21 protein-coding genes and 1 tRNA gene are annotated in these 22,641 nt (G+C 54.7%); 6 read left to right on the top strand and 16 right to left on the bottom strand.

The window, feature by feature from the left end; all coding sequences use genetic code 11:
• Nucleotides 1–361 precede the first annotated feature (361 nt).
• The 4 genes from AABB29_RS03855 to AABB29_RS03840 are packed head-to-tail and all read right to left on the bottom strand — an operon-like array spanning nucleotide 362 to nucleotide 4,508.
• Complete coding sequence (locus AABB29_RS03855) at nucleotides 362–1,723, bottom strand: amidase family protein (RefSeq protein ID WP_341368204.1); 1,362 nt, start codon at nucleotides 1,721–1,723, stop codon at nucleotides 362–364.
• Nucleotides 1,724–1,751: 28 nt separating this feature from the next.
• Nucleotides 1,752–3,014, bottom strand: a complete 1,263-nt coding sequence (locus AABB29_RS03850; protein ID WP_341368205.1) for a TRAP transporter large permease — start codon at nucleotides 3,012–3,014, stop codon at nucleotides 1,752–1,754.
• The gene (locus AABB29_RS03845; RefSeq protein ID WP_341368206.1) at nucleotides 3,007–3,480 is read right to left on the bottom strand and encodes a TRAP transporter small permease; all 474 of its coding nucleotides are present in this window, start codon (nucleotides 3,478–3,480) and stop codon (nucleotides 3,007–3,009) included. Before AABB29_RS03845 ends, AABB29_RS03850 begins: the two co-directional genes overlap by 8 nt.
• Before the next feature lie 50 nt (nucleotides 3,481–3,530).
• On the bottom strand, nucleotides 3,531–4,508 hold the full coding sequence (locus tag AABB29_RS03840; protein WP_341368207.1) for a TRAP transporter substrate-binding protein: 978 nt from the start codon (nucleotides 4,506–4,508) through the stop codon (nucleotides 3,531–3,533).
• 264 nt (nucleotides 4,509–4,772) lie between these two features.
• Between AABB29_RS03840 and AABB29_RS03835 the strand changes: the two genes are divergently transcribed.
• A complete protein-coding gene (locus tag AABB29_RS03835) occupies nucleotides 4,773–5,732 on the top strand; it encodes a LysR family transcriptional regulator (RefSeq protein ID WP_341368208.1) in 960 nt (319 codons plus the stop codon).
• Here AABB29_RS03835 and AABB29_RS03830 read toward each other — a convergent pair.
• The 11 genes from AABB29_RS03830 to AABB29_RS03780 form a co-directional block, all read right to left on the bottom strand.
• The gene (locus tag AABB29_RS03830) at nucleotides 5,724–6,221 is read right to left on the bottom strand and encodes a RidA family protein (protein WP_341368209.1); all 498 of its coding nucleotides are present in this window, start codon (nucleotides 6,219–6,221) and stop codon (nucleotides 5,724–5,726) included. The two genes, AABB29_RS03835 and AABB29_RS03830, sit on opposite strands and share 9 nt — an antisense overlap.
• Before the next feature lie 479 nt (nucleotides 6,222–6,700).
• Nucleotides 6,701–7,384 (bottom strand): LysE family translocator, encoded by a 684-nt coding sequence (locus AABB29_RS03825; protein WP_341368210.1) that lies wholly within the window; start codon nucleotides 7,382–7,384, stop codon nucleotides 6,701–6,703.
• A 232-nt stretch (nucleotides 7,385–7,616) separates the two neighbouring features.
• Nucleotides 7,617–8,060 carry a cyanase gene (cynS, locus tag AABB29_RS03820; RefSeq protein ID WP_341368211.1) on the bottom strand — a complete coding sequence of 148 codons (444 nt, stop codon included), beginning with the start codon at nucleotides 8,058–8,060 and terminating at the stop codon, nucleotides 7,617–7,619.
• 27 nt (nucleotides 8,061–8,087) lie between these two features.
• Nucleotides 8,088–9,788: a protein kinase gene (locus AABB29_RS03815; protein WP_341368212.1), complete on the bottom strand. Its 1,701-nt coding sequence runs from the start codon at nucleotides 9,786–9,788 to the stop codon at nucleotides 8,088–8,090.
• Nucleotides 9,789–9,866: 78 nt separating this feature from the next.
• Nucleotides 9,867–10,700, bottom strand: coding sequence for a formate/nitrite transporter family protein (locus tag AABB29_RS03810; RefSeq protein WP_341368213.1), 834 nt, complete (start codon nucleotides 10,698–10,700; stop codon nucleotides 9,867–9,869).
• Between the two features lie 30 nt (nucleotides 10,701–10,730).
• The gene (nirD, locus tag AABB29_RS03805) at nucleotides 10,731–11,051 is read right to left on the bottom strand and encodes a nitrite reductase small subunit NirD (RefSeq protein WP_341368214.1); all 321 of its coding nucleotides are present in this window, start codon (nucleotides 11,049–11,051) and stop codon (nucleotides 10,731–10,733) included.
• Complete coding sequence (gene nirB / locus AABB29_RS03800; protein ID WP_341368215.1) at nucleotides 11,048–13,498, bottom strand: nitrite reductase large subunit NirB; 2,451 nt, start codon at nucleotides 13,496–13,498, stop codon at nucleotides 11,048–11,050. The genes nirD and nirB overlap by 4 nt, the downstream gene beginning before the upstream one ends.
• 884 nt (nucleotides 13,499–14,382) lie before the next feature.
• A tRNA-Arg gene (locus AABB29_RS03795) sits at nucleotides 14,383–14,459 on the bottom strand.
• A gap of 61 nt (nucleotides 14,460–14,520) precedes the next feature.
• Nucleotides 14,521–15,921 carry a HAMP domain-containing sensor histidine kinase gene (locus AABB29_RS03790; RefSeq protein ID WP_341368216.1) on the bottom strand — a complete coding sequence of 467 codons (1,401 nt, stop codon included), beginning with the start codon at nucleotides 15,919–15,921 and terminating at the stop codon, nucleotides 14,521–14,523.
• Between the two features lie 16 nt (nucleotides 15,922–15,937).
• The gene (locus tag AABB29_RS03785; protein ID WP_373636784.1) at nucleotides 15,938–17,356 is read right to left on the bottom strand and encodes an NAD(P)/FAD-dependent oxidoreductase; all 1,419 of its coding nucleotides are present in this window, start codon (nucleotides 17,354–17,356) and stop codon (nucleotides 15,938–15,940) included.
• 3 nt (nucleotides 17,357–17,359) lie between these two features.
• Complete coding sequence (locus AABB29_RS03780; RefSeq protein ID WP_341368217.1) at nucleotides 17,360–18,091, bottom strand: TVP38/TMEM64 family protein; 732 nt, start codon at nucleotides 18,089–18,091, stop codon at nucleotides 17,360–17,362.
• Between the two features lie 294 nt (nucleotides 18,092–18,385).
• On the opposite strand from AABB29_RS03780, the gene rpmH reads away from it, so the two are divergent.
• The 3 genes from rpmH to yidD are packed head-to-tail and all read left to right on the top strand — an operon-like array spanning nucleotide 18,386 to nucleotide 19,140.
• Nucleotides 18,386–18,520 carry a 50S ribosomal protein L34 gene (gene rpmH, locus AABB29_RS03775; RefSeq protein ID WP_084625790.1) on the top strand — a complete coding sequence of 45 codons (135 nt, stop codon included), beginning with the start codon at nucleotides 18,386–18,388 and terminating at the stop codon, nucleotides 18,518–18,520.
• A gap of 15 nt (nucleotides 18,521–18,535) precedes the next feature.
• Nucleotides 18,536–18,922: a ribonuclease P protein component gene (gene rnpA / locus AABB29_RS03770; RefSeq protein WP_341368218.1), complete on the top strand. Its 387-nt coding sequence runs from the start codon at nucleotides 18,536–18,538 to the stop codon at nucleotides 18,920–18,922.
• Nucleotides 18,919–19,140 (top strand): membrane protein insertion efficiency factor YidD, encoded by a 222-nt coding sequence (gene yidD / locus AABB29_RS03765; RefSeq protein ID WP_373636783.1) that lies wholly within the window; start codon nucleotides 18,919–18,921, stop codon nucleotides 19,138–19,140. The genes rnpA and yidD overlap by 4 nt, the downstream gene beginning before the upstream one ends.
• 40 nt (nucleotides 19,141–19,180) lie before the next feature.
• On the opposite strand, the gene AABB29_RS03760 is transcribed toward yidD, so the two are convergent.
• On the bottom strand, nucleotides 19,181–20,293 hold the full coding sequence (locus tag AABB29_RS03760) for an S-(hydroxymethyl)glutathione dehydrogenase/class III alcohol dehydrogenase (protein ID WP_341368220.1): 1,113 nt from the start codon (nucleotides 20,291–20,293) through the stop codon (nucleotides 19,181–19,183).
• Between the two features lie 309 nt (nucleotides 20,294–20,602).
• Between AABB29_RS03760 and AABB29_RS03755 the strand changes: the two genes are divergently transcribed.
• A complete protein-coding gene (locus AABB29_RS03755) occupies nucleotides 20,603–22,330 on the top strand; it encodes an OmpA family protein (RefSeq protein WP_341368221.1) in 1,728 nt (575 codons plus the stop codon).
• 9 nt (nucleotides 22,331–22,339) lie between these two features.
• On the top strand, nucleotides 22,340–22,630 hold the full coding sequence (locus tag AABB29_RS03750; RefSeq protein ID WP_373636782.1) for a hypothetical protein: 291 nt from the start codon (nucleotides 22,340–22,342) through the stop codon (nucleotides 22,628–22,630).
• Nucleotides 22,631–22,641: the final 11 nt, after the last annotated feature.

Below are 22,641 nucleotides of genomic sequence, written 5' to 3'. Positions count from 1 at the left end.
AACGCAGGCTTGTGACGGGCGAAGAACCGGACAAACTGATCGAATGACCGCCTGTTGTAGAACGTCATGAACCTTTGACTCTTTGCGATAAAGCTTCCGAGGATTTTCGCACTTCGCGTCGAGCAATTCTGACCCAAACTTCAACTAAAGCTGACTCAAAGCAGACTTTGGGCATCATGCGGCGAAAGCTGACTGTGAGCCCATTGTTGCCGGTTTTCCGCAATGCGGCCAAGTTCCGCTTTCAAGTACTGGGCGTTTTGAGTTCGGTGATTTTGACTATAGCCGACCGTGTTCATCCAGTAATCACGCTTTAGCTTCGCCTCTCCATTGCGAGGAGACGCTGCAAGCGCCAAATGCCATTTCAACGGACCAAACAGCGTTCAATAGAGCGGCAGTGGTAGAGCAACTCCAAGTCTAAAGATTGGGCCACCGAAAACAGTGTGCCAATCGGTGCACCTTCCGACGCTTGGCCAGCAGGGATACTGACGCCGGGCATTCCCAAGTAATTGCCCAACATAGTATTGCGCAACACGAGGAGATTGGTCTGTGCGAAGAGGTTGTTATCCGCTTCCAACTCAGAGATCGACGGCGCAGTAATCGGCACCGTTGGAAAGACCAGAATGTCATGACCGAGAGTCTCTCGGACGGCATGTTCGAGGCGCATTCGATCCCATTGTAGCTGGATATAGTCTTGCGCTGAAAACTGTTTTGCCGTTCCCATGCGTTCACGCACCCGCTGGTCCATTTTATCGGCATCAGGGCTGGCCAGCAGGTCTTTATGCAGCGTCGCGGCCTCTGCCACGGTCAGTGTGCCGTGTTTGGCGAAAAGAGCGACTACCTCATCAAAGATCGGAAATGCGCGGCGGGTAACGACGTAACCTGCGTTTTCGAGTTTATCCAAGACATGATCAAAACAGGCGGCGACCTCTGGATCCAGACCGTCCATCACCACGTTTGTTGGCACGACGAGGTTTGGTTTTGGGATGGGTGCGGCTGGCACAGGTTTCAGGGTTTTGCCGCGTAGGATGGCGTCGAATGTAATGATATCTTCGATGGAATGGGCAAAGCTACCGACGGAATCCAAGCTGTCTGATAGCGGGAAGATACCTGTTTTTTCGTAATGGGATTGGCTGGATTTAAAGCCGGTAATGCCACAGAATGATGCGGGTACGCGCACGGAACCCGCCGTATCTGTGCCAATGGCCAGCGGTACAAGGGAAGCCGCAACAGCGACCGCCGAACCAGACGACGAGCCACCCGGCGCCAAGGGCTCAACAGTCGAATGCGGGTTCACGGGGGTGCCAAAATGAGGATTCAGGCCAAGGCCGGAATAGGCGAATTCTGACAGGTTAGTTTTGCCAATGCAGATCAATCCAGCCTTAGTGCAATTTTCGAAGATTACTGCACCCCGCGCAGGCGGTGCTACGCGTTCATTTACCGCACTTGCGGCTGTTGTGGGCGTGCCAGGGATGTCCACCAAATCCTTCCACGCTACAGGGATGCCATCCCAATCGCTGAGCAACTGACCTGCCTTCCGGCGGGCGTCGCTTTCGCGTGCGGCTGTCAATGCCGTCTCCTTCATCAGAGTTATGAAAATTGCATCATCCCCATGGGCGTGGATGGCGGCAAAGCAGGCCTTGATCAGTTCTTCGGAGGTAAACTCGCCAGCATCAAGGCCGGCAGCCAGCGCGGTCGCGCTTACAGCATTCAATTCGATATTCAATTTAGGCTCCGTCAGATTTGGGGAGATGTCAGACAAACAGCGTAATGACCTTGGGGAAGAGGATCAGAAGAGCCAAAACAACCAGATAGGCTCCGATATAGGGCAGCGTGCTTTTTGAGATGTCTTCCATACGCGACCCCGATAAACGCGCCGCGATAAAAAGGTTCAGCCCGACGGGCGGTGTAAAGTTACCGACGGCCAGTGCGATGACAGTGAAGACCCCAAAATATATCGGGTCGATCCCAACTGCGGCAATTAATGCGCCCAATGTCGGCACCAACAACACCAAGGCAGCAACGTTGTCCAGAAACGTGCCAGCGATCAAGAGCAGAACCAGGATCATCACCATGATTAGGCTCGGATTGCTGCTGAAACCCAATATTGACGCCGCAACCGCCTGCGGTACTTGTTCGGCTGTTATGATGTAGGAGAACGCGTTCGCCGTACCCATCAAATACATGACAATCGCTGAACTGATCGCGGTGTTGATAAAGATCGGTCCTAGGGATTTGATCGTGATAGAGCGGTAGACGAACATGCCGATGATGAGCCCGTAAAGACAGGCAACGGCGGCGGATTCAGTTGGGGTAAAGATGCCGCCATAAATGCCGCCAAGGATGATGGCCGGCATGATCAAGGCGAGACTGCTTTCGGCGATGACCTTGCTGGCTTTTACATCGGGATTCACGGGTTCACCAGCCAGCCCGTGGCGTTTTGCCAAAAGATAATTCGCCACGCCCAAGGCAAGGGCGATGACAATACCCGGCAGGATGCCTGCAATAAACAGATCACCGATCGAGACGTCTGCGATTGTGCCGTAGATCACCATTGTCAGGCTGGGCGGAATGATCAGCCCCAAAGCGCCGGAGGACGCGACGACAGCGCCTGCAAAGGCCGGTGCATAGCCACGATTCACCATGGACGGGATCAGGATTGACCCGATGGCAGAGGTCGTTGCAGGTGCGGAGCCGGAAATTGCGCCAAAGAACGCCGACGCGCCTGTGGACATTTGCGCAAGCCCGCCGGGGTAGCGGCCAAGGGCAAGGCCCGCCAACTTAACCAGTCGTTCCGATATCTGCGCGGCTGCCATGATATTGCCTGCCAACAAGAAAAGCGGAATCGCAAGGAACGGGAACGAATTTAGACCGTTGAACAGCTTTTGCGGCACAATGATCAGCGGGATCGGGCTGGCAAAATGAAGGGCTGCGACGGACGCGATGCCAAGGGAAAACGCCACAGGCACGCCGAGCAAAAGCAGGCCAAACAGAGCGACAAACAGGATCTCAGTCATGGCGTTTGCCCTTTAGAAACTGGCACATTTGCTGTTCTATTAGGAAGACCAACGCGAGGATTGAGCCGACAGGAATGGCCATGGTGATATAACCCACGGGGATCTTGGCGGCGGGAGAGGTCTGGCGCATGGCGCGCATGGCGAGATCATGGCCCTCGGTGGCGATGAGGCACAAAAAGCCGGCGAGTAGGACAATGATCACCACGTCTGCCTGCCGTTCGACGGAGAATGGCAATTTGTTTTTTAGGATATCCATAGCGATGTGGCTGTTGGAACGAAACGCAACGGCCGCCCCCAAAAACACCGACCAGATCATCGCGTAAATCGATAGTTCACTGGCCGCCGCGAGGGAGAAGTTGAAAATGAAACGGCTGGCCACCTGTGCTGTGACCAACGCGAATACGGCGAACAAACAAACCCCGGCAACAATACTGACGAAGGTTTCTAGCAGATCAAACAGTTTCATTGGCGGCCTTCCGATTGGCCCGCAGACACCTGGCCTGCGGGCCGGTTTGGTTAATCGGCAAGTTGGGTTTGAATTTCTGCGATGATGCCAGCGTCCAGCGTTTGCTTGAACATTTCTATCACAGGAGCGGTCGCCTCGCGAAATGGCGCCGGGTCCACTTCGTTGATCTGATTGCCCAATGCCGCGAGTTCGGCCCATTGCGCGTCTTCCAAATCGTTCACCATTTGCAGATGCACGGCAGCCATTTCTGTCGCGGCTGTCAGAATGATCTCGCGATGCTCGTCGGACAAGGACTCTAGCAGGGCTTCGTTCATGATCAGCGGCGAGCCGAGGTAGATGTGGGCCGTGCGAGATGTGTATGCCTGCACTTCGTAGAACTTTTGCGTCAGGATGTGGGCTGGCGGGTTTTCCTGTGCGTCGGCGGTGCCAAGTTGCAGGGCAGAGTAGAGTTCGCCAAAGGAAATCACGACGGGGTTCGCGCCCATGGCTTTGAAGGTTTCAACGAAAACCTCGCCTTCGGGAACGCGGATTTTCACGCCGTCCAATTGGGATGGGTCGGTGATAGGCTGCACATTATTGGTGATGTTGCGCAAGCCGCCCATCCACCAGCCAATCACAACCGCGCCGGTCCCTTCCATCTTCGTCTCAAGCTGGTCACCAACAGGCCCTTCGAGGACTTCATGAACGTCATCCAGCGATGAGAACAGGAATGGCAGGTTCAGGATGCCCATGTCGGGTACCCAGTTGGATAGCACCGTGTCGGAGACAAGGAAAATATCCTGCGTGCCTAGCATCGTGCCCTCTACGGCCTCCAACTGTTTGCCCAGCTGGTCCGCTGGGTAAACATCAATCTGGATTTCACCGTTTGACCGTTCGCTGACGGTCTGGGCAAACAGTTCGGAAATGGTTTGGTAGTGGTGGGTCGGCGCGCCTGTATGGCCCAGGCGCAGGATAACGTCTTGGGCATTCGCGGTACTGGCCAGCAGGACGGACGCTGCAAGGATGGAGGCGGTTGAAAGCAATTTCATGGAATTTTCCTTTGTTGGACAGGATGAAGACGAGCAGTGTTTTTCTTGTTTTGGGGCAGGCACATTCGGGTCAGTCGATCCGTAAAGGCCAAACAGACAAGGGCGCGTCGGGTGCAAATCCAGCGGAACCCAGATTGTTTCATCAACTATGGCATTGCAAATTTCAAAGCAGGTAGCATTAACTTGCGACGCGGGCGTTGCCAAATCGGCAACGGAGGCGTTTGATACTTGGGCGGTATTTGTGCGGAAAAATGAGGCGTTGCTATGAATTTAAACGGTTTGAAATACTTCTTGGAAGTTGCGAAGTGCAAATCGATCCGGCGTGCGTCTGAACGCCAACATGTGGCGGCGTCTGCCATCAGCCGCCAGATTTCCGCGCTCGAACACGAATTGGATTGCGTGCTGTTGGATCGCCGCTCTGACGGGGTAAGCCTGACTGAAGCCGGTGAAAGACTGTGGGCGCACGGCCTGAAGATTGAGGCGCAGTTGCAATTGGTACAATCGGATATCGACGATCTGCGCGCCCTGCACCGCGGGGTGATCCGTATCACGACCGTGGAGGGCATTACCGAGAATTTTCTGCCCGACATCCTGACCGAATTCAATCAGCTCTACCCTGATGTGACGTTTGAAATCACGGTTTCCAGTCGCGATGAAGCAGTCGATGCTCTGGATCGTTACGAGGCGGACATCGGGTTTGTTTATGATTTTTCGAACCACCACGCGATTGAAACCACGGCCCATTGCCACCAACCGTTAATGGCCTTCGTGCCGCCGGATCACCCACTAAGCGACGGGCGGGCAATGAAGTTAGCAGAATTGCTGACCCACAGCCACGTTTTGCCGGACGACAGTTTTGGCATTTCCCAGCTAGTTAAGAGAGTGGCGAAAAAGGAGAAAGTCGTGGTGTCGCCATGCGTGCGCAGCAATCTGTTGAATTTTTTGCGGAACTACGCGCTGCGTAATCAGGCCGTTATGTTTGTTCCGCTTCAAGGAGTGTATAGTGAGGTGATCAACGGCATCCTTGTGCCGGTTAATCTACAATGCGCCGCATTTGCGCATCGCCGCTTGTCGATCGCGCGGCGCAGGCAGCGGGCGTTATCCCCGGCAACGGAACTGTTCGCTGCATTTGCCGAGGATAGGTTTACCCACTGGGAAGACTTGGATGCAGAGGCACTTTTGGCGGCACAGCAAAAATGGTGGACTGAGCCAGTCTTACGCTGACTTCAACAGAACCGTCATTTCGGCCTCAATCGGGGCATCCAAACCAAGTTCGTTCTGGAACAAGGCAGCGCGCGCATGTTTGCCGCGTTCCGGGCCAAACAGATCGACGTATAAGTCAGATGCGCCGTTCAGGACCAGATGTGCTTCGGTGAAACCGGGCGCGGAATTGACGTAGCCCACCATTTTGACAATGCGTTCAATGCGATCCAGATCGCCAATGACCATCTTCATCAATGCCAGGTGGTTGAGCGCCATCAGCTTGGCGGATTCATACCCTTCTGCAATCGTCAATTCACCTCCCAGTTTGCCTTTGATCGGCATGATGTCTTTGTCGTTTTCATCACGGATGGTGCCCAGAGTGCCGGACACATACAGCATGTTTCCAACCTGAACGGCAGGCAGGTAGTTCCCGATCGGGCGCGGTGGGGGCGGCAATTTCAGCCCGAGCGTTTCTAGTTTATTCTCAATAACGCCCTTGGTCACAGTCATGATCGGTCCTCTTTATGGGTATGATCACAACATTAGAATTCGGATATCGGTGCGGGAAGAACGCATCAGGTAGGGGAGCTTTGCCGAAACGGCAACAAGACTGCTTCCGGTCTAATCATGTAGAATAAAGAGCAGATCAGGAAGACCAAGACCGCTCGATGCTAAGCAACTTAAATTGCGTGTCCAGGCAATGTCCGCTTCCATATAGTTTGACAGTACGCAGTGCCTTTGCTGGGAATGGCACCATCTCCGCACTTGCTGATTTTCACTGTATCCGTAGACCGAACATGCGGCCATTGGTTGAGAACGCTGTAAGATCAATCTTGTCCCGCCTAGTTGCCTTTAAAGGTCATGAAAGCAATGTCTACTTTGGGCTGCGGGCTGAATTGCAGCGAAGGTCGGGTGTGAGCCCAAAATCACCGATGCTGCAGTGTGCTCAAACGGCCGCTTCGTTGCCATCGAAGCGCGACAGGGCCGCCTCAGCTCAAACGGGGCCCCAATACGAACCTGATCGGAGCAATAAGCATCCAAGCCCCAACGCCGAGCATGGTGCCGCCTGATAAGTTTCCACCCCAGAAAGACAGGTTTCTTGATCCGAACCGGCTAACAATTTGCTTTTTTAGAGTTATTGCAGTCAGGGCTATGACGCTGAAACAGATCAAACCATTCAGGTACATAAAGAAGCCGAGTACAAGGATTTGAGCGCTGACGTTTCCGAGCTCTACTGCTACGAATTGCGGTAGAAATGACGTCAGCAATACCACCATCTTCGGGTTCCCCAAATTGGTTAGAAGCCCTTGGATGAAGGCTGCAATCAACGGCTCTTCCGACCGTAGCCCAGAAAGGTGACTGGACTGATCGCGAACGCTGCGTGACGCAAATGAAGTGCGCAGTATCTTGTATCCGATATATATCAGGTACAGGGCCCCACCGGCGCGGACGGCCATCCAGATTGCAGGCGACAAGGAGTTCACAAATTCCAGTCCGAACGCAATGGCAGGAACGAAAAACAGACCAGCCGAAATAACACCAAGAATTGATGCAAATGCTTGCCGCATCCCTTGAGAGGTCGCCCGTGACACGACGACGATGCTGTCAGGTCCAGGTGTTAGAAACATAAGCGCATGTATCCCGACCATCACAGCTACCAAGCTCCAGTCCACGGCGTTTTCCTTTCGTCAATTTTACCTAGCTTGGTTGGACGGTAGACTGCGTGAAGTTTCTTGTAAATCGGGTGTATTTTGAGATGGAAGCAGACATTCATGCAGCGATAATGAACGTCCGGTTTGTCCCACACAGCAGACCTCTACCAACGACCTGACAAATGGCGGCTTTGTGGGACGGAGCTGCCGTTCGCTGCGCTTGCACCAATAACCGCTTTCAGAAACGCCCTGCCTACCAAGCGTTGTACGCGAGGTATTTGCCGCTCATTTCGATTTTAACGCGGTCGCCCTTGGGGTTTTCGACGCGTTCGACCGTCATGTCGAAATCAATGGCAGACATGATGCCGTCGCCGAATTTCTCGTGGATCAATGCTTTGAGCGTTGGACCGTAGACGCCGACGATTTCATAGAACCGGTAGATGCAAGGATCGGTCGGGACCGTCTGTGCGAAGTTCTTTGTGGGGCTTTCTGTGAGCACCTCAACCGCTTCGTCAGAGAGCGACAACAGCTCACCCAATGCCGCCGCCTTGTCCGCTGGAAAGGCATTCATGCCGACACATGCGGAATGGGTGAAAACCGGGGACATGTCGATCTTTTCGGCAATATCTTCCCAGCCGAGGCCCGCGGCTTTCTTGGCTTCGAGGATCTTCATTGTTACGTCGTCTTTGGTCAGCATAGTGGGCTCCATTTTTGATGTATGTGGTTATTTTGAAAGTTGGACGGCGAGGGCGATTGACAGGATGGCCAGCGCAATCGACAGGCATTGCCAGAATTTCAGAGGGTCACGTTCCATCAAAGGCCGCGCATGGCGCTTTTGATAGGCCGCTGACGGCGTGCGTAAATCCTTTATGAAATCCGAAAACGTCTCATATCGTTTGTAGGGATCGGCGTGGACGGCACGCGATAACGCTTCATCCATCCACGGGGCCAACACACGTGCATCCCCCTGCGCTGAACGATACCGCAAAGCGGCGCGATCACGTGGGGTGCGAATTCTGGCGATTTGGGTGCCGTAGGGCAGATACCCCGTCAGCATCTCGTAGGCGATCACACCGATGGAAAACATATCGGATCGAAAGCTTACCGCCTCATTCGAGAAATATTCAGGCGCTGTGTATTGATAGGTCCCTAGGATGCCTGCCTCTGCGGGGAACGGGGCGGCCTCTTGCACGCCCGCGACATAGGCCGCGCCGAAATCGATTAGCTTCACGACACCATCGTCGGTGATCATGATGTTTTCAGGACGGATGTCCTGATGCAGCATTTCGCGCCGATGAAACGAGCGGAGCCCCTTCACGGTTTGCTCAATGATATCGCGCACTTGCTCCAGCGACGGCTGCGGGTTGTCTGCCATCCATTGCCGCAGGGTTTGGCCCTCGATGTATTCGGTCACGGAATAAAGATAGGCGCGTGGTGTCTCAAGCGGCGGCGGCGCGCTTAGCAGGTGGGGGTTCGACAGCCGCCGTGCGATCCATTCCTCTAACACGAACCGGCGCAACTGTTCAGGATCATCCCGTGTCTCAGACCCGGGAATTTTCAGCGCGACCTTCATCCCGTCTGGCGCTTTGGCCAAATAGAGATGGGACCGGTGATTTCCGTGCAAAGCCCGCAAGATCTCATACCCGTCAAGGATATCCCCGGCATTCGGAATAGGCGGGAACGGCAGGGTGAGATCGTCGGTATTGATACCACCGGGCCCTGTGGGCAGCGCATCGATCCGGACAATTTGCACTGTCATGTTGTCTGGGCTGTCCGCCTCATGAGCGGCGGCCACGATATCATCCGCAGCCGCTTGAAGATCACCGGCCGCAATCTGTGCCACGACCTGCGCTGGTGTCCAGAAGTCGTGAACGCCGTCGGATGTCAGAAGGAACACATCGCCTTGCGCCAGCGGCACGGACTTGTAGGAAATTTCAATGGTTTGCCGCGCACCCATCGCCGCAGAGAGCATTCCCATGCTTTGATGATCGACGGTCAGTGGCTCCAGCGATCCACCTGACACCCGCCAAATCCGGCTATCACCGACGTGGAACAAATGCGCCTGCCGGGCCTTGAGGATCAGTGCAGCGAGGGTGCAAACATAGCCACGGTCCACTTCCCCCGATGGGGTTCCGGCCGTTTGCGCGTGCAGCCAACTGTTTGTGGCATTGATCACCGTCGAAACGGCGGTTTGTGCGGCCCAGCTATCGGGGGTCGCATAGTAGTCTGTCAGCAGTGATTTCACGGCTGTCTCTGCCGCGATATGGCTGACATCGGATGTGGAAATACCGTCTGCCAAAGCAACGGTGATCCCCTTTAACGACATAGCGCGCCCGTTGGGGACGAGCGCGCCATGAAAGTCCTGGTTCACCGCCTTGCGTCCTTTGCTGGACGCCTGACCAAGCGAGACCGAAATCTGGGTCATATCTGAACAATGCTTATTCAATGTCGCGCTTTCGGTGAAACCCTCAGCCCGGTGTTGGGGCTGAGGGACATTCATCTGTTATTCAGCTGGCGTGCCAACACCGGCAACACTGCGCTTTGGCGATGTTTTGTAATGTGTCGAATAGATCATGCCGCCAACGAATGTCAGGCCACCCACAAGATTGCCAACGATAACAGGGAATTCGTTGTAAAGCAGGTAGTCGCCCCATGTGAATTCACCGCCCAGCATGATGCCTGATGGGAACAGGAACATGTTCACGATTGAGTGCTCAAATCCAAGGTAGAAGAACACCAGAATTGGCATCCACATCGCCATGATCTTGCCAGACACTGATGTGGACATCATCGCGGCAACAACACCTGTGGACACCATCCAGTTACACATCACAGCGCGGATAAAGACTGTCAGGAAGCCAGATGCACCTGCCGCAGCGTAGCCGACGGTCCGTGCTTCACCGATCACACCGATCCGTTGACCGACCGCATTGGGTTCATGTGAAAACCCGGTCGTGAAGATGACAGCCATGAAGACCGCAGTCGTGAGTGCACCTGCAAAGTTACCGCAAAACACAAGGCCCCAGTTGCGGAATACGCCTTTCCATGTGATCCCCGGACGCTTTGCGATGACGGCTAGTGGGCAAAGTGTGAAAACGCCCGTCAGCAGGTCAAAGCCAAGCAGATAAAGCATGCAAAAACCAACCGGAAACAACAAGGACGCGACCAAGAAGTTGCCCGTGTTCACGGCAATCGTCACAGCGAAAGCTGCGGCAAGCGCCAAGATTGCGCCCGCCATATAAGACCGGATCAGAGTGTCTTTCGTCGACATCAAAACCTTGGATTCACCCGCGTCGATCATCTTTTCCGCGAATTCTGAGGGTATTACATATGACATATTGTCAGTCCTGCGTTGTGGGAGGGGAGGTTAGAGGCCAAGCAAGACGGTGTCGCCATCCAGCTTGATTGGGAATGATTGGGTTTGACCGTCGTCCGCGCCTTGGGCCGCGCCGGTATCCAGCGCGATGACCCAATTGTGCAGCGGGCAAGTGACGCAACCGTCGTGGACGATGCCTTGGCTCAGCGGGCCGTTTTTATGCGGACATTTGTCTTCCAAGGCAAAGACACGGTCGTCGCTTGTGCGGAACACCGCGATGGTCATATCGCCGTTTTGGACGCAGCGGGATCCTTGCCGCGGAATGTCTGTCAGCGCGCCGATCGCAATCCAGTTTTTGGCTTGTGCGTTCATTCTGCCGCCTCCAGCTTGATATTGGCCATCGGTGCAAATTCGTGGGCTTCGGCCCCTGCGACACGTTCCGCCCAAGGATCGATCTGCACGAATGTCTGCGAATAGACGAACCGTTCGTAAAAGCCCTGGCGTGCGTCAGCGTCGTTCATGATCAGATCATTGATGTGATCATAGCCAAGCCGGTCGGCCCATTTGTAAATACGCTCAAGGTAAAAGCCCGTCTCGCGGTAATATTGGGTCAGGGCGCAGACGTATTCGATGGTCTCTTTCTCGGTCGCGACCGTTCCCATCTTTGTCGTGCCTTGGATATGCAGACCTGCGGCACCCCCATAGAGAATTTCAAACCCGCTATCGACACAAACGATGCCGATGTCTTTGCAGGTGGATTCGGCACAGTTCCGTGGACAACCCGACACCGCCAGTTTCAACTTGGCCGGCGCCCAAGAGCCCCACAGCGCGCGTTCCAGATCAATGCCCAACTGCGTGCTATCTTGCGTCCCAAAGCGGCACCATTGCTTGCCGACACAGGTTTTGACTGTCCGCAACCCCTTGGCGTAGGCCGCACCCGATACCATCCCCGCATCATTGAGGTCTTTCCAAACGGGGATGAGCTGCTCTTTCTTCACGCCCAGAAGGTCGATCCGCTGGCCCCCTGTAACCTTGACCGATGGGACATCATATTTATCGACAACATCAGCAATCGCGCGCAACTCATCGGCCGTGGTCATGCCGCCAAACATGCGGGGCACGACGGAATAGGTGCCGTCTTTTTGGATGTTGGCGTGAATACGTTCGTTGATGAAACGGGACTGCTGATCGTCAACATATTCGCCGGGCCAATCGCTGAGCAAATAGTAGTTCAAAGCGGGGCGGCACTTTGCGCAGCCTTCCGGCGTGGACCATTCAAGCTCCTGCATGACCTGCGGAATGCTCTTGAGACCCTTGGCTTTGATCATCCGGCGCACATAACCGTGGCCGTGGGTGGTGCAACCACACATGCCCTCGGCTTCGGGCAGCTTGAATTCATCACCCAAGGTCAAAGCCATCACACCTTCGACAAGGCCAGTACATGTCCCACAAGATGCCGACGCCTTCGTGTGCGCGCGAACTTCGGCCAGGGAAGTCAGCCCTTTGTCGCCAATCACTTTGACGATCTGGCCCTTTGTAATGCCGTTGCACCCGCAGATTTCAGCGTCATCGGCCAGGTTCGCCACTGCCGCCAGCGGGTCCATCGCGCCACCGCCTTGGTGGGCTTGACCAAAGATCAGTGTGTCGCGCATCTCGGCGATATCTTCGCCGGACTTGAGCATTTCATTATACCAAGCACCATCCTCGGTCGCGCCATAGAGCACCGCACCAATGATCTTGTTATCCTGAAGAATAACGCGCTTGTAGGTGCCCGCCTTGGCGTCACGCAACACGATATCATCACGGTCAGCACCTTCGGCAAAATCACCCACCGAATAAAGGTCAACGCCAGTCACCTTAAGTTTGGTTGGGGTTTCCTGATGCGCAAAAGCGCCATCAGTGTTGCCAGCCAAATGACCAGCCGCAACCCGTGCCATCTGATAAAGCGGGGCCACCAGACCATAGACCATGCCGCCCACTTCGGCGCATTCACCAACCGAATAGATGTCGGGGTCCGAGGTTTGCATGGCCGCGTTGGTCACAATACCACGGTTCACCTCAAGGCCCGCGTCTTGTGCCAACTGCATGTTCGGGCGGATACCCACGGCCATGACAACCAGATCGGCATGGATGACCGTGCCATCGTCAAGTTCTACGCCCTCAACCGTTTCAGTACCCAATATTTGTTTGGTGTTGGCTTCGCAGCGAATGTCGATACCACGCCTTTCCAGCTCTTTTTCCAGCAGGTAACCGGCCGACGTATCCAACTGACGCTCCATCAGCGTTGGCATCAGATGAAGCACGGTCACATCCATGCCCTGCATTTTCAAACCGGCAGCGGCCTCAAGACCCAACAGCCCCCCGCCAATCACAATCGCACGGCCACCTTTCTGGGCCGCGACCATCATGGCCTCGGTATCATCCAGATCGCGATAGGCCAGAACGCCCTTTAGGTCATGACCGGGGCAAGGAATGATGAACGGGTTCGAGCCAGTCGCCAGAACCAGCTTGTCATAACTTTCGGTGACACCGGTTTCGGTGGTGACCGTCTTATTGGCGCGATCAATCTGCGTGACCTTCGCACCCTTGTGCAGGGTGATGTTGTGCTGCGCATACCAAGCATCATCGTGAATGATGATATCTTCATATGTCTTTTCGCCCGACAAAACAGGCGACAACATAATGCGATCATAATTGACGCGCGGTTCTGCATTGAAAATCGTAACATCAAAGCCATCTGACGAGGCCTCAAACAGATGCTCCAACAGACGGCCTGGGGCCATACCGTTACCAACAATGACAAGACGTTTTTTCGACATAGCAAGAGCGACCTTTGCCTGACTCCACAAGGAGTTGGGTTTCAGAGATAGCTTCGTTGCCGGGTCGGGTGCGCCACGCCATTGTAGCGCGCCTCTATTTTGCCCGTTTAGTGAGGTCGGCCCTAAATTCCAATTTTCGAAGGCAGATTTCTTAAAGAAGGGTTATTTTTTCCGGATGCGCAGCGCCGCATGTATAAAAAAGAAGCGTACCGCACTAAAATTAGTCACTTCAAACATTGAAGACGTCTCCAGAGTTCGGACAACAATCTGGAATCTTCGAACTCGATGGGTTTGATCAATGGCGGGAACTGAAAATTGGCGTCGTCTCAATACCAGACATTAGTTGCTGGGAAGAAACGCAGCAAGATGGGCTCACACCTGCCGTTCGCTGCATTCCGCGCGAACCTCTGTTGACCATCCTAAGAAGACATTGCGACCCGGCTGACGCTGGGCCATCCGTTTGCTTTGGCTCAGGGGATTTGGACATGCCAAACGCCCCTCGCCGTAAGGGTGGAGGCGCGGCCTCCCCCCTCGGACAAGACAAATAGACAAGGCCGTGTCCTCGCTACGCTGCGGGCCGCACCACCCTTGTCGATTTGTCCTGTCTCGCCCCCCTCCGCGTTCGCCACGTGGCAGATTTGCAGGAGCAGGCGGCTCCGCCGTCTGACTTACAAATCAGCCCTGATTTTCGGAAACGGAAGTCAGATCAACGAAACAGGCCCACAGAGGCAGGATACGGGATCAGGTCAATTTATGACGCAAAGGTCAAAGTCATCTGACGTTCAATACCTGTTGACCAACTGTTAAGTGTGGGAACATGTGTGGGAACGACTGGATAATCTTCCCTATTTCTTGTTGTTATTCAAGTGCGTGGGGGTGTTTAGTGGCGGACTGGGGAGGATTCGAACCCCCGACCCCTTGATTCGTAGTCAAGTACTCTATCCAGCTGAGCTACCAATCCGCGTATCGGGGGATTTAGACAAGCATTGCACATGATGCAAGGGGCAAATGCCAATCTTTCGTTATTCTGCTGCGGACACCAATGCGGCGTCCTCTTTTGGTAGCCGGATCATAAACACTGTGCCGTCACCGTCGGTTTTTTGTAGATCGAGACGCCCTCCATGCCCCCGGATAAGGTCAGCTGCGATCACAAGGCCGAGCCCCGAACCGCCTTTGCGTACACCGCCCTGAAACGGTTGAAAGAGATGCTCTTGCGCCTTCTGGGGCAGTCCGGGCCCGGTATCCTCAACGGTCAGCTGCCAGCTGTCATCATCTTCATCCGCGACAAAGCTGATTTCCCCTGGCTCGCCTGTCGCCATGATGGCCTGCCGTGCGTTGCGCACGAGATTAAAGATCACGCGGAACAATTGTTCGTCATCGGCACGCAAGGTCATCGTCGTGGGGACATTTTGGACAAATGTCAGAGGATAGTCACCGGTGGCTAGCCGTTCGCTATCGATCACCTCACCTACAATCTGTGACAGGTTGATCCGCGAAAGGCTGGGCGCTGGTTCATCAACCCGCCCAAATGCCAGCGTAGATTCGCACAAGTTCACAGCGCGGCTGATTGAATTCACCAATTTGGGCGCCATCCGTTTGACCAGGGGATCATCAGAAGCTTCAATGCGGTCCGTAAAAAGCTGCGCAGAGGTTAGGATGTTGCGCAAGTCATGGCTGACTTTCGCGACTGCGCTGCCCAGTTGCGCCAAACGTTCTTTCTGTTTCAGCGCCCCTGTCAGCTGCTGCTGCATCATTTGTAAAGACGTTTCTGCATCATGCAGCTCGCGCACCCCAGCGGTTGGCGTAATGATCTGCCGAGCATCTTCTGGTGCTTTGGCGTATGATTGCATGTGCGCTACGACGCCCTTGATCGGGCGTACCAACAGGATTTGCACCGAAAGGAATAAAAGACTGGCCGTAATGATCGAGATAAATGCTGAAAGCAGTAAAATATTCCGCCCATAATCCAGCAATGCGGCCCGCAGGGGCATTTCGTCCATGGTCACTTCGATGAGCAGACCGCCATCGAGTACAGGGTTGCCAATCACCCGAATGATCCGGTCTTCGGTATCCACAAGTGTTTTGAGCGCATCCGTGATCAATGTCATGCTACTTGGTACGCGCATGTCATAGGTCGCGGTGATAGGCGAAGGGATCGGCGAGGACAACGCCAATTGACGGATTTCATCCCGGCGCAGCACAACATTGTATACTTCCGCATTGCGGAGCAACTCGGCCTCGAGGGCCGGGCTGATCATATCGTCGGCTTCAAGCGCCAGAGAGGCGATCTGCGCCCTCTCAAGCCGTGTAAGTAAATAGTCTTCCCGGAACCGCGCAACGGAAGGGACGAAAATGAAGATTTCCGCCAGCATCACGAAGATAACGGTAAGGACCAGAAATCGACCTGAAAGAGAGTTGATCATTTATCCTCGCTGAAGCTTAGGGCAACCAACGCTGCACAAAGCCGACAACACGCTTTACCGTGGGGTTTTCAAAAAGTCTTGGGCTAAAATAGGCCCCCGCAGCCCGTTTGTTAACCTCGCTGATTGTGGGGTAAGGCAGAACTGTGTTCGCGACTGCTGACATTTTCATTTTGTTTGCTATCGCCATGGCCCACATACCGATCAATTCGCCAGCCATATGGCCTGCAATGGATGCGCCTACGGGTCGGCCTTTGACTACCATCACCTTGATCAATCCTTTGGTTTTGCGTTCTGCAATCAGGCGATCATTGTGGTGAAACTCGAACCGCACCACCTCAAGGCGGGTGCCAAACTTTTCTTTGGCCTGCGCTTCGGTCAGGCCGACTTGCGCCAGTTCTGGGTCGGTATAGGTGGCCCAAGGGATATGATCGGTGCGCTGTTTTGATGGCAGTCCGAATAGCATTGAGCGGATCAAAACCCCGGCATGATATCCCGCGACATGAGTAAATTGCAGCCCGCCAGCCACGTCGCCGGCGGCATAGACCTTTTTGTTTGTGATCGAACGTAGACCAGGCCCAACTTTCAAACCGCTGCGATCATGAGCGATACCGCCGGCATCCAGATCAAGATTTTCAGTATTCACCTTACGCCCCACTGCGATCAGCAGATGTGATCCCGTGAAATCACCCTTCGGTGTGTGGACAGTCACTGTTTTGCCTTTACCGCTGATCTTTTCGGCTTGCGCCTCTTCAACGATGTTGATGCCTTCATTGCGCAGGTTTTCAAGCACGATCTCGGCCATCTCCGGGTCGTCCTTACCAAAGGCTTTCATGCCTTCAATCACGGTTACTTCGCAGCCCAGGCGCCGATGCGCTTGCGCCATTTCCATGCCAATCGGTCCGCCTCCAATGACGATCAGATGTTTAGGCTTTTCGCGTAGATCAAAGATATTTTCGTTTGTGTAATGCGTGACGGTATCAAGCCCCGGGATCGGTGGTACAAAAGGGCCCGAACCTGTTGAAACAACAAAGCGCCTTGCTTCGATGATGTTATCGCCTGCCTGGACTTCGGTTTCTGAGATGAATTTACCAAATTCTTGGATAACCTGGACCCCAAGACCCTCGAAACGCTCTACGCTGTCGACCGGCGCGATTGTCGCGATGACGTCATGCACATGATCTTTGGCAGCAGCGTAGTCTACTTTAGGTGCGACCTCGCCGACGCCGAGTTTTTCGCCATGCGACATGGCGTGGGCCTGCTTGGCTGAAGCAATCAGCGCCTTTGAGGGAACGCAGCCATAGTTTAGGCAGTCACCGCCCATTTTGTGTCCTTCGATCAGGACGACTTTGGCACCCATCTGCACCGCGCCTGCTGCGATGGACAATCCACCTGACCCGCCGCCGATGATGCAGATATCTGTTTTGATCCGGTTCATAACTTACAGTCCTTTCTTGCCGCGCAGGGCGTTAATGACAATGGGCATGGCGGCAAGGACGCAAAGACCCAGGATCGGGAAGATAATTTGAGGCTCAAAGATAATGCCAAGGTTGGGGGTTTCGCCGCGAGCAAACACATCACCCAGCCCAGCGCCAACTGAGGTGTAAACGACTGTGCCGGGAACGATCCCGAAAAAAGTCGAGATGGCAAAGCGATGCAGCGGGACCTCGAGGAAAGACGGAATAAGGTTTGCTAAGAAGAATGGGACGGCCGGCACCAGTCGGATCAAAAACAGCATGGACCATTGGTTTTCATCGATCCCATCTTTGATCTTTTTGACCGCGCCGTCTGTGTCCTCCAACTTCTTGCCCAAGGTTTCGCCAAACCCCCACCGGGCGGCCAGGAAAATCGCGGTAGCGCCGATTGTCGCAGCGGTGATGTTGAACAAAGCACCCGGGAAGGTGGCAAACAAGAAACCGCCTGTCAGCGTGGCGATGGTCGCACCGGGTAGCGAGAAGGCGACGATCACCACATACGCGGCCACGAACACCAGTACTGTCAACAAATAATTTGCATCCCGAAAATCGATGAGTGCCTCGCGATTTTCGGCCAGGGCTTCAAAACTCAGATAATCGCGCAGGAAGTATGCGCCGAACAGGGCCACCGCAATGATGATGATCAAAGGCAGCTTTTTAAGTATCGGGTTTGTGGCTGGTTCAGTTGTTTCGGTCATAGGGCGTGCTCCTCGGGGCGAGTTGGCATTTTTCTGATGCTTAGATGAAGGTAAGCGCGGCTTCGCGATACCCACCTCACGGCGCGTTGATATAAAGAGAGGTGTTATTTCAGTTTAAGTGGGGTGGATCACGAAAGCTGTAACATTTGACTGAGGCAGATCGCTCGGAATGTTGCAATTTCCTGTGCGGATGCGCGTTGACATGGGGCGGGTGCATCTCTAAACGGCAGGTCTGAAATGTAGTTCGGCTTCGAATCCCTTTGATGGATTTGGCCACAAACCGGAGAGCACGCGATGAAGCGCACGTTCCAACCATCTAACCGGGTTCGCAAGAACCGCCACGGTTTCCGCGCACGCATGGCCACAAAAGCTGGTCGTAAGATCCTGAACAGCCGCCGTGCCAAAGGCCGCGCGAAGCTGAGCGCGTAAGCGCTAGCGTTTGCTTTGACAGATTTGAAACCGCCGGTTGGGCCTGATGCAGGCACTCCGGCGGTTTCCGTTTGCGTGATGACCAAACGTGCGGATTTTGTACGTGCGTCGCGTGCCCGCCGGCAGGGGACCCCCGGCATTCATCTACAGGCCCGAAAGCGCGCGCTGTATGAAGCGACAGGAATCCGCGTTGGCTTTACTTGTTCGAAAAAGGTTGGAAATGCGGTTGCCCGCAACCGTGCAAAGCGGCGGCTTCGCGAGATTGCACGCATTGTGCTTCCTGAATTGGGTCGCGATGGTTGGGATTACATCCTGGTGGGGCGCAAAGATCAAACTGTGGATCTTAGCTTTGATGTGCTTTTGACCGATATGCGGCGCGCTATGGCGAAGATCCACGGATGAGCCCCTTTGCACATATCGTAGCGTTACCAGTGCGCGCTTATCGGTTGATTTTTTCGCCGTGGGTCGGGCATGGATGCCGATATCAACCAACGTGTTCAGCATATGCGCTTGAGGCGCTCGAGAAGCACGGGGCAATCAAGGGCACCTGTCTGACGATCCGCAGAATTTTGCGGTGTCACCCTTGGGGGGGCTCAGGGATAGATAACGTCCCGGACTGACTGGTTTGTGCAAGGGCCGCCTAAGGGCGACCCCAATCTTTTAGAACTCGACCACTGCCCTAATTGATTTGCCTTCATGCATCAGGTCAAATCCGTGATTGATCTCATCCAGTTTCAACTTGTGGGTGATCATGGGATCAATCTCAATCTTGCCGTCCATATACCAGTCAACGATCTTGGGCACGTCAGTACGGCCTTTGGCGCCACCAAAGGCGGTCCCGCGCCAGCTACGGCCAGTGACCAATTGGAAGGGACGGGTGCTGATTTCAGCGCCAGCGGGTGCCACGCCGATAATAATCGACTCGCCCCACCCCTTATGGGCGCATTCCAAAGCGGTTCGCATCACGCTGACATTACCGGTTGCGTCAAATGTATAGTCGGCCCCGCCATTGGTGAGTTCAACCAGATGGGCGACAAGATCGCCATCGACCTGTGATGGATTCACAAAATGGGTCATGCCGAATTTCGTTGCCATCTCGGACTTTGCGGGGTTCAGGTCGACACCAACAATTTGATCGGCGCCTGCCAGACGTAGGCCCTGGATGACATTCAGACCAATGCCGCCAAGACCAAATACAACGCCGCGAGACCCGATCTCTACCTTGGCAGTGTTGATTACCGCGCCGATCCCGGTGGTCACACCGCAACCAATATAGCAAATCTTGTCGAACGGGGCGTCCTTGCGTACTTTGGCCAATGCGATTTCCGGGACAACCGTATGATTAGCGAAGGTAGAGCAGCCCATATAGTGGTGAATGGGCGTCCCATCGAGCATCTTAAAGCGGGTAGAGCCATCCGGCAGCAGGCCAGCGCCTTGGGTCGTGCGAATCTTTTGGCAGAGGTTAGTTTTGGGGTTGAGGCAATATTCGCATTCGCGGCACTCGGGCGTGTAAAGTGGAATGACATGATCACCGACCTCTAGACTGGTGACACCCGCGCCAACTTCGATTACGATGCCTGCGCCTTCATGGCCCAAAATCGCTGGGAAAATGCCTTCGGGGTCATCGCCCGAGCGGGTAAATTCATCTGTGTGGCAAAGCCCAGTAGCCTTCACTTCAACCAAGACCTCTCCTGCTTTCGGACTATCAAGTTCTACCTCCATGATTTCAAGCGGTTTTCCGGCTTCTAGGGCAACAGCGGCACGCGTTCGCATCTTAGCCTCCTCCTTTTTGCTTCTTTCATTCCTGCGAGATATTCTTCGGCATTACAACATCGGTCTTCCGTGGCTCGGCTTTCCAAGCCCTTAACTTTGATCGGCAATTTTATGTAGCCACTGAGCTTTGCCGTATTTATGCCTTGATTCAACGTGAAATACGGTCCCATGCTTCTTGGGGCTGGGGAACGCGCTGGACGTTTCTTATTTATTCTTTGAAGCGCCTAGAATTCGACTAAATCTCTTTTTAAGGAGATGACGCGGGTCAGCAGATGCCCTGCGAGATTAACGTGGTGAAGGAAGTCTTTCATGAGAGTTGTGCTCATTGTTGCGGTTGCGGTCCTGACGGCGCTCACATTCTTTTTTGCAGCGCAGCTAGCGCCGCGGAATGTTGCCTCCATGGCCGAGGAAAGGGTCGCTGAAGCGCAATCTGCTTTGCAGGCGCAATTGGAAGAGGTGCAAAGCCAAAGTGCTGCCGAAGTGACGGCATTGCAGCAATCTGTTGCCACCTATGAAGAAGAAGTGGGCACGCTGACGCAGTCGCTTGAGAGCTTGACGGCTGAGCGTGACGCGCTGGCACAGGATTTCGCGGCGACAACGCAAGAGCTGGAAACGGCGACAGCTGCGCTTGCATCGCAGTCGGATAGCGAAGGTGCCGTTGCCGCAGAGGTTGCCGACCTTAAAGCGCAGCTTGATGGACAGTCCGCTAGCCTGGCGCAGGCCAACGCGACGATTTCAACCCTGACCAGCCAGCTTGAATCCAACAATGAACAATTGCTGTCCAAATTGAGCGAGGTGAACACGCTGCAAGAGGCTGCTGAAGCTGCTGAAGCACGAATCGCAGCCCTTGAAGGTGATGCACCAGCTGCTGCAGCGGCTGTTGATACAAGCGCCTTGGACAACCAGATCGCCGCGCTTGAGGAACAAGTCGCCGGTCGCGACGTCACAATAGGAGAACTGACAGACGCAGTATCAGCGCTGACGGCCGATCTTGAAGCCAGCCAGTCCGCAGCTGTTGCTGCTCCGGAGGCTTCCGAGGCTGATGCGGCTCTCGAGGCCGAGCTGGCTGCGCTGGCCGCCGAGGTGGCTGAGCGCGATGAGCTGGTCACGACGCTTGAAACGCAGATTGCTGAACTAAACACAGCCAGCACTGACGCAGACACACAGATTGCCGAACTGACGGCATCTTTGGAAGAACGCGATACAGCAATTGCCGACCTCGAAGCCGCCAATGCCGAGGCAGTAGCGGCCGCGAACGAAGATGCCACTGCGGATGTCGAGGCCCAGCAGGCAGAAGCTGCGGAAGAAATCGCGCAGCTGACTGCGACGCTGGCTGAACGCGATGAAGCGATCACTACACTTGAGGCGACACTGGCCGAGGCCCAGGCTGCTGCACAAAGTGCTGCCCCTGTTGAAGCCGACACTGATGTTGAGGCACTGGACGCGCAGATCGAAGATCTTACCGCCGAAGTCGCAACGCAAGCGGAAACGATCGAAACACTGCGTCTTGGTCTAAGTGATACGCTGCCCGCTGCTGATCTTGCAGCGGTCTGTATTGATCGTGCGAACGGTATCCTTGCGGAATCGCAGATCACTTTTGACACGGGCACGACCTCGATCAATGCCACATCGGCTGCCACGCTACAGCAGCTACGTGACTTGGCCATCGGTTGCCGCAATGAAGGTCTGATCATGGAAATCGGTGGTCACACAGATAGCCAGGGTGCCGAAGACAGCAACCAGGCCATCAGTGAGGCCCGCGCGCAAGCGGTCGTCGATTTCATGGCCGATGGCGGTGTCGCGCCCGAAAAAATGCGGGCTGTTGGCTACGGTGAAAGTCAGCCTATCGCGACAAACGACACCAGCGAAGGACGCGCGGCGAACCGCCGGATCACCTTTGAATGGCAAATTCTTGAGCCTGAAGTGACTGAAGAAGCATCTACCGAAGAGACTTCGGAACCTGCCGAGGACGAGGCTGCAGAAGAGCCAGAAACCGAAGAGGCCGAAGAGGCCGCAACTGAAACCGATAGCGAGTAGGATAGTCTGATGTCTCCCCTTGTGATCCAAATCTTCATCTTCATGCTCGTCACATTCTCGCTTGGCATCGCGCTGGGCTGGTTAATCTGGCGCTTCGACCAGGACGCGGGCCAAAGTGCAGATACGGTCAATACCGAGATCGATTTCTGGCGCAGCAATCTTGAGCAATGTCGCTTTGAACGCGACAATGAGCAAAAGCAGCTTGCGGCAGCGCATGAGGAAAAAAACCTGCTCAAGCGCCGTATCGCGTCCCTTGAGCAGAAAATTCAAGCCCAGGCCCAAGCGCAGGCTAAGTCCTGATTAATCTGTCT

The organism is Yoonia sp. BS5-3, from assembly GCF_038069655.2.
Classification (GTDB): domain Bacteria; phylum Pseudomonadota; class Alphaproteobacteria; order Rhodobacterales; family Rhodobacteraceae; genus Yoonia; species Yoonia phaeophyticola.
This window is presented reverse-complemented; position numbering and strand designations above follow the sequence as displayed.

Coding starts and splice junctions, on each gene's coding strand:
- AABB29_RS03850 (WP_341368205.1), bottom strand. CDS start 3,014: ATGACTGAGATCCTGTTTGTCGCTCTGTTTGGCCTGCTTTTGCTCGGC.
- AABB29_RS03845 (WP_341368206.1), bottom strand. CDS start 3,480: ATGAAACTGTTTGATCTGCTAGAAACCTTCGTCAGTATTGTTGCCGGG.
- AABB29_RS03840 (WP_341368207.1), bottom strand. CDS start 4,508: ATGAAATTGCTTTCAACCGCCTCCATCCTTGCAGCGTCCGTCCTGCTG.
- AABB29_RS03835 (WP_341368208.1), top strand. CDS start 4,773: ATGAATTTAAACGGTTTGAAATACTTCTTGGAAGTTGCGAAGTGCAAA.
- AABB29_RS03830 (WP_341368209.1), bottom strand. CDS start 6,221: ATGACTGTGACCAAGGGCGTTATTGAGAATAAACTAGAAACGCTCGGG.
- cynS (WP_341368211.1), bottom strand. CDS start 8,060: ATGCTGACCAAAGACGACGTAACAATGAAGATCCTCGAAGCCAAGAAA.
- AABB29_RS03815 (WP_341368212.1), bottom strand. CDS start 9,788: ATGACCCAGATTTCGGTCTCGCTTGGTCAGGCGTCCAGCAAAGGACGC.
- AABB29_RS03810 (WP_341368213.1), bottom strand. CDS start 10,700: ATGTCATATGTAATACCCTCAGAATTCGCGGAAAAGATGATCGACGCG.
- nirD (WP_341368214.1), bottom strand. CDS start 11,051: ATGAACGCACAAGCCAAAAACTGGATTGCGATCGGCGCGCTGACAGAC.
- nirB (WP_341368215.1), bottom strand. CDS start 13,498: ATGTCGAAAAAACGTCTTGTCATTGTTGGTAACGGTATGGCCCCAGGC.
- AABB29_RS03790 (WP_341368216.1), bottom strand. CDS start 15,921: ATGATCAACTCTCTTTCAGGTCGATTTCTGGTCCTTACCGTTATCTTC.
- AABB29_RS03785 (WP_373636784.1), bottom strand. CDS start 17,356: ATGAACCGGATCAAAACAGATATCTGCATCATCGGCGGCGGGTCAGGT.
- AABB29_RS03780 (WP_341368217.1), bottom strand. CDS start 18,091: ATGACCGAAACAACTGAACCAGCCACAAACCCGATACTTAAAAAGCTG.
- rpmH (WP_084625790.1), top strand. CDS start 18,386: ATGAAGCGCACGTTCCAACCATCTAACCGGGTTCGCAAGAACCGCCAC.
- yidD (WP_373636783.1), top strand. CDS start 18,919: ATGAGCCCCTTTGCACATATCGTAGCGTTACCAGTGCGCGCTTATCGG.
- AABB29_RS03760 (WP_341368220.1), bottom strand. CDS start 20,293: ATGCGAACGCGTGCCGCTGTTGCCCTAGAAGCCGGAAAACCGCTTGAA.
- AABB29_RS03755 (WP_341368221.1), top strand. CDS start 20,603: ATGAGAGTTGTGCTCATTGTTGCGGTTGCGGTCCTGACGGCGCTCACA.
- AABB29_RS03750 (WP_373636782.1), top strand. CDS start 22,340: ATGTCTCCCCTTGTGATCCAAATCTTCATCTTCATGCTCGTCACATTC.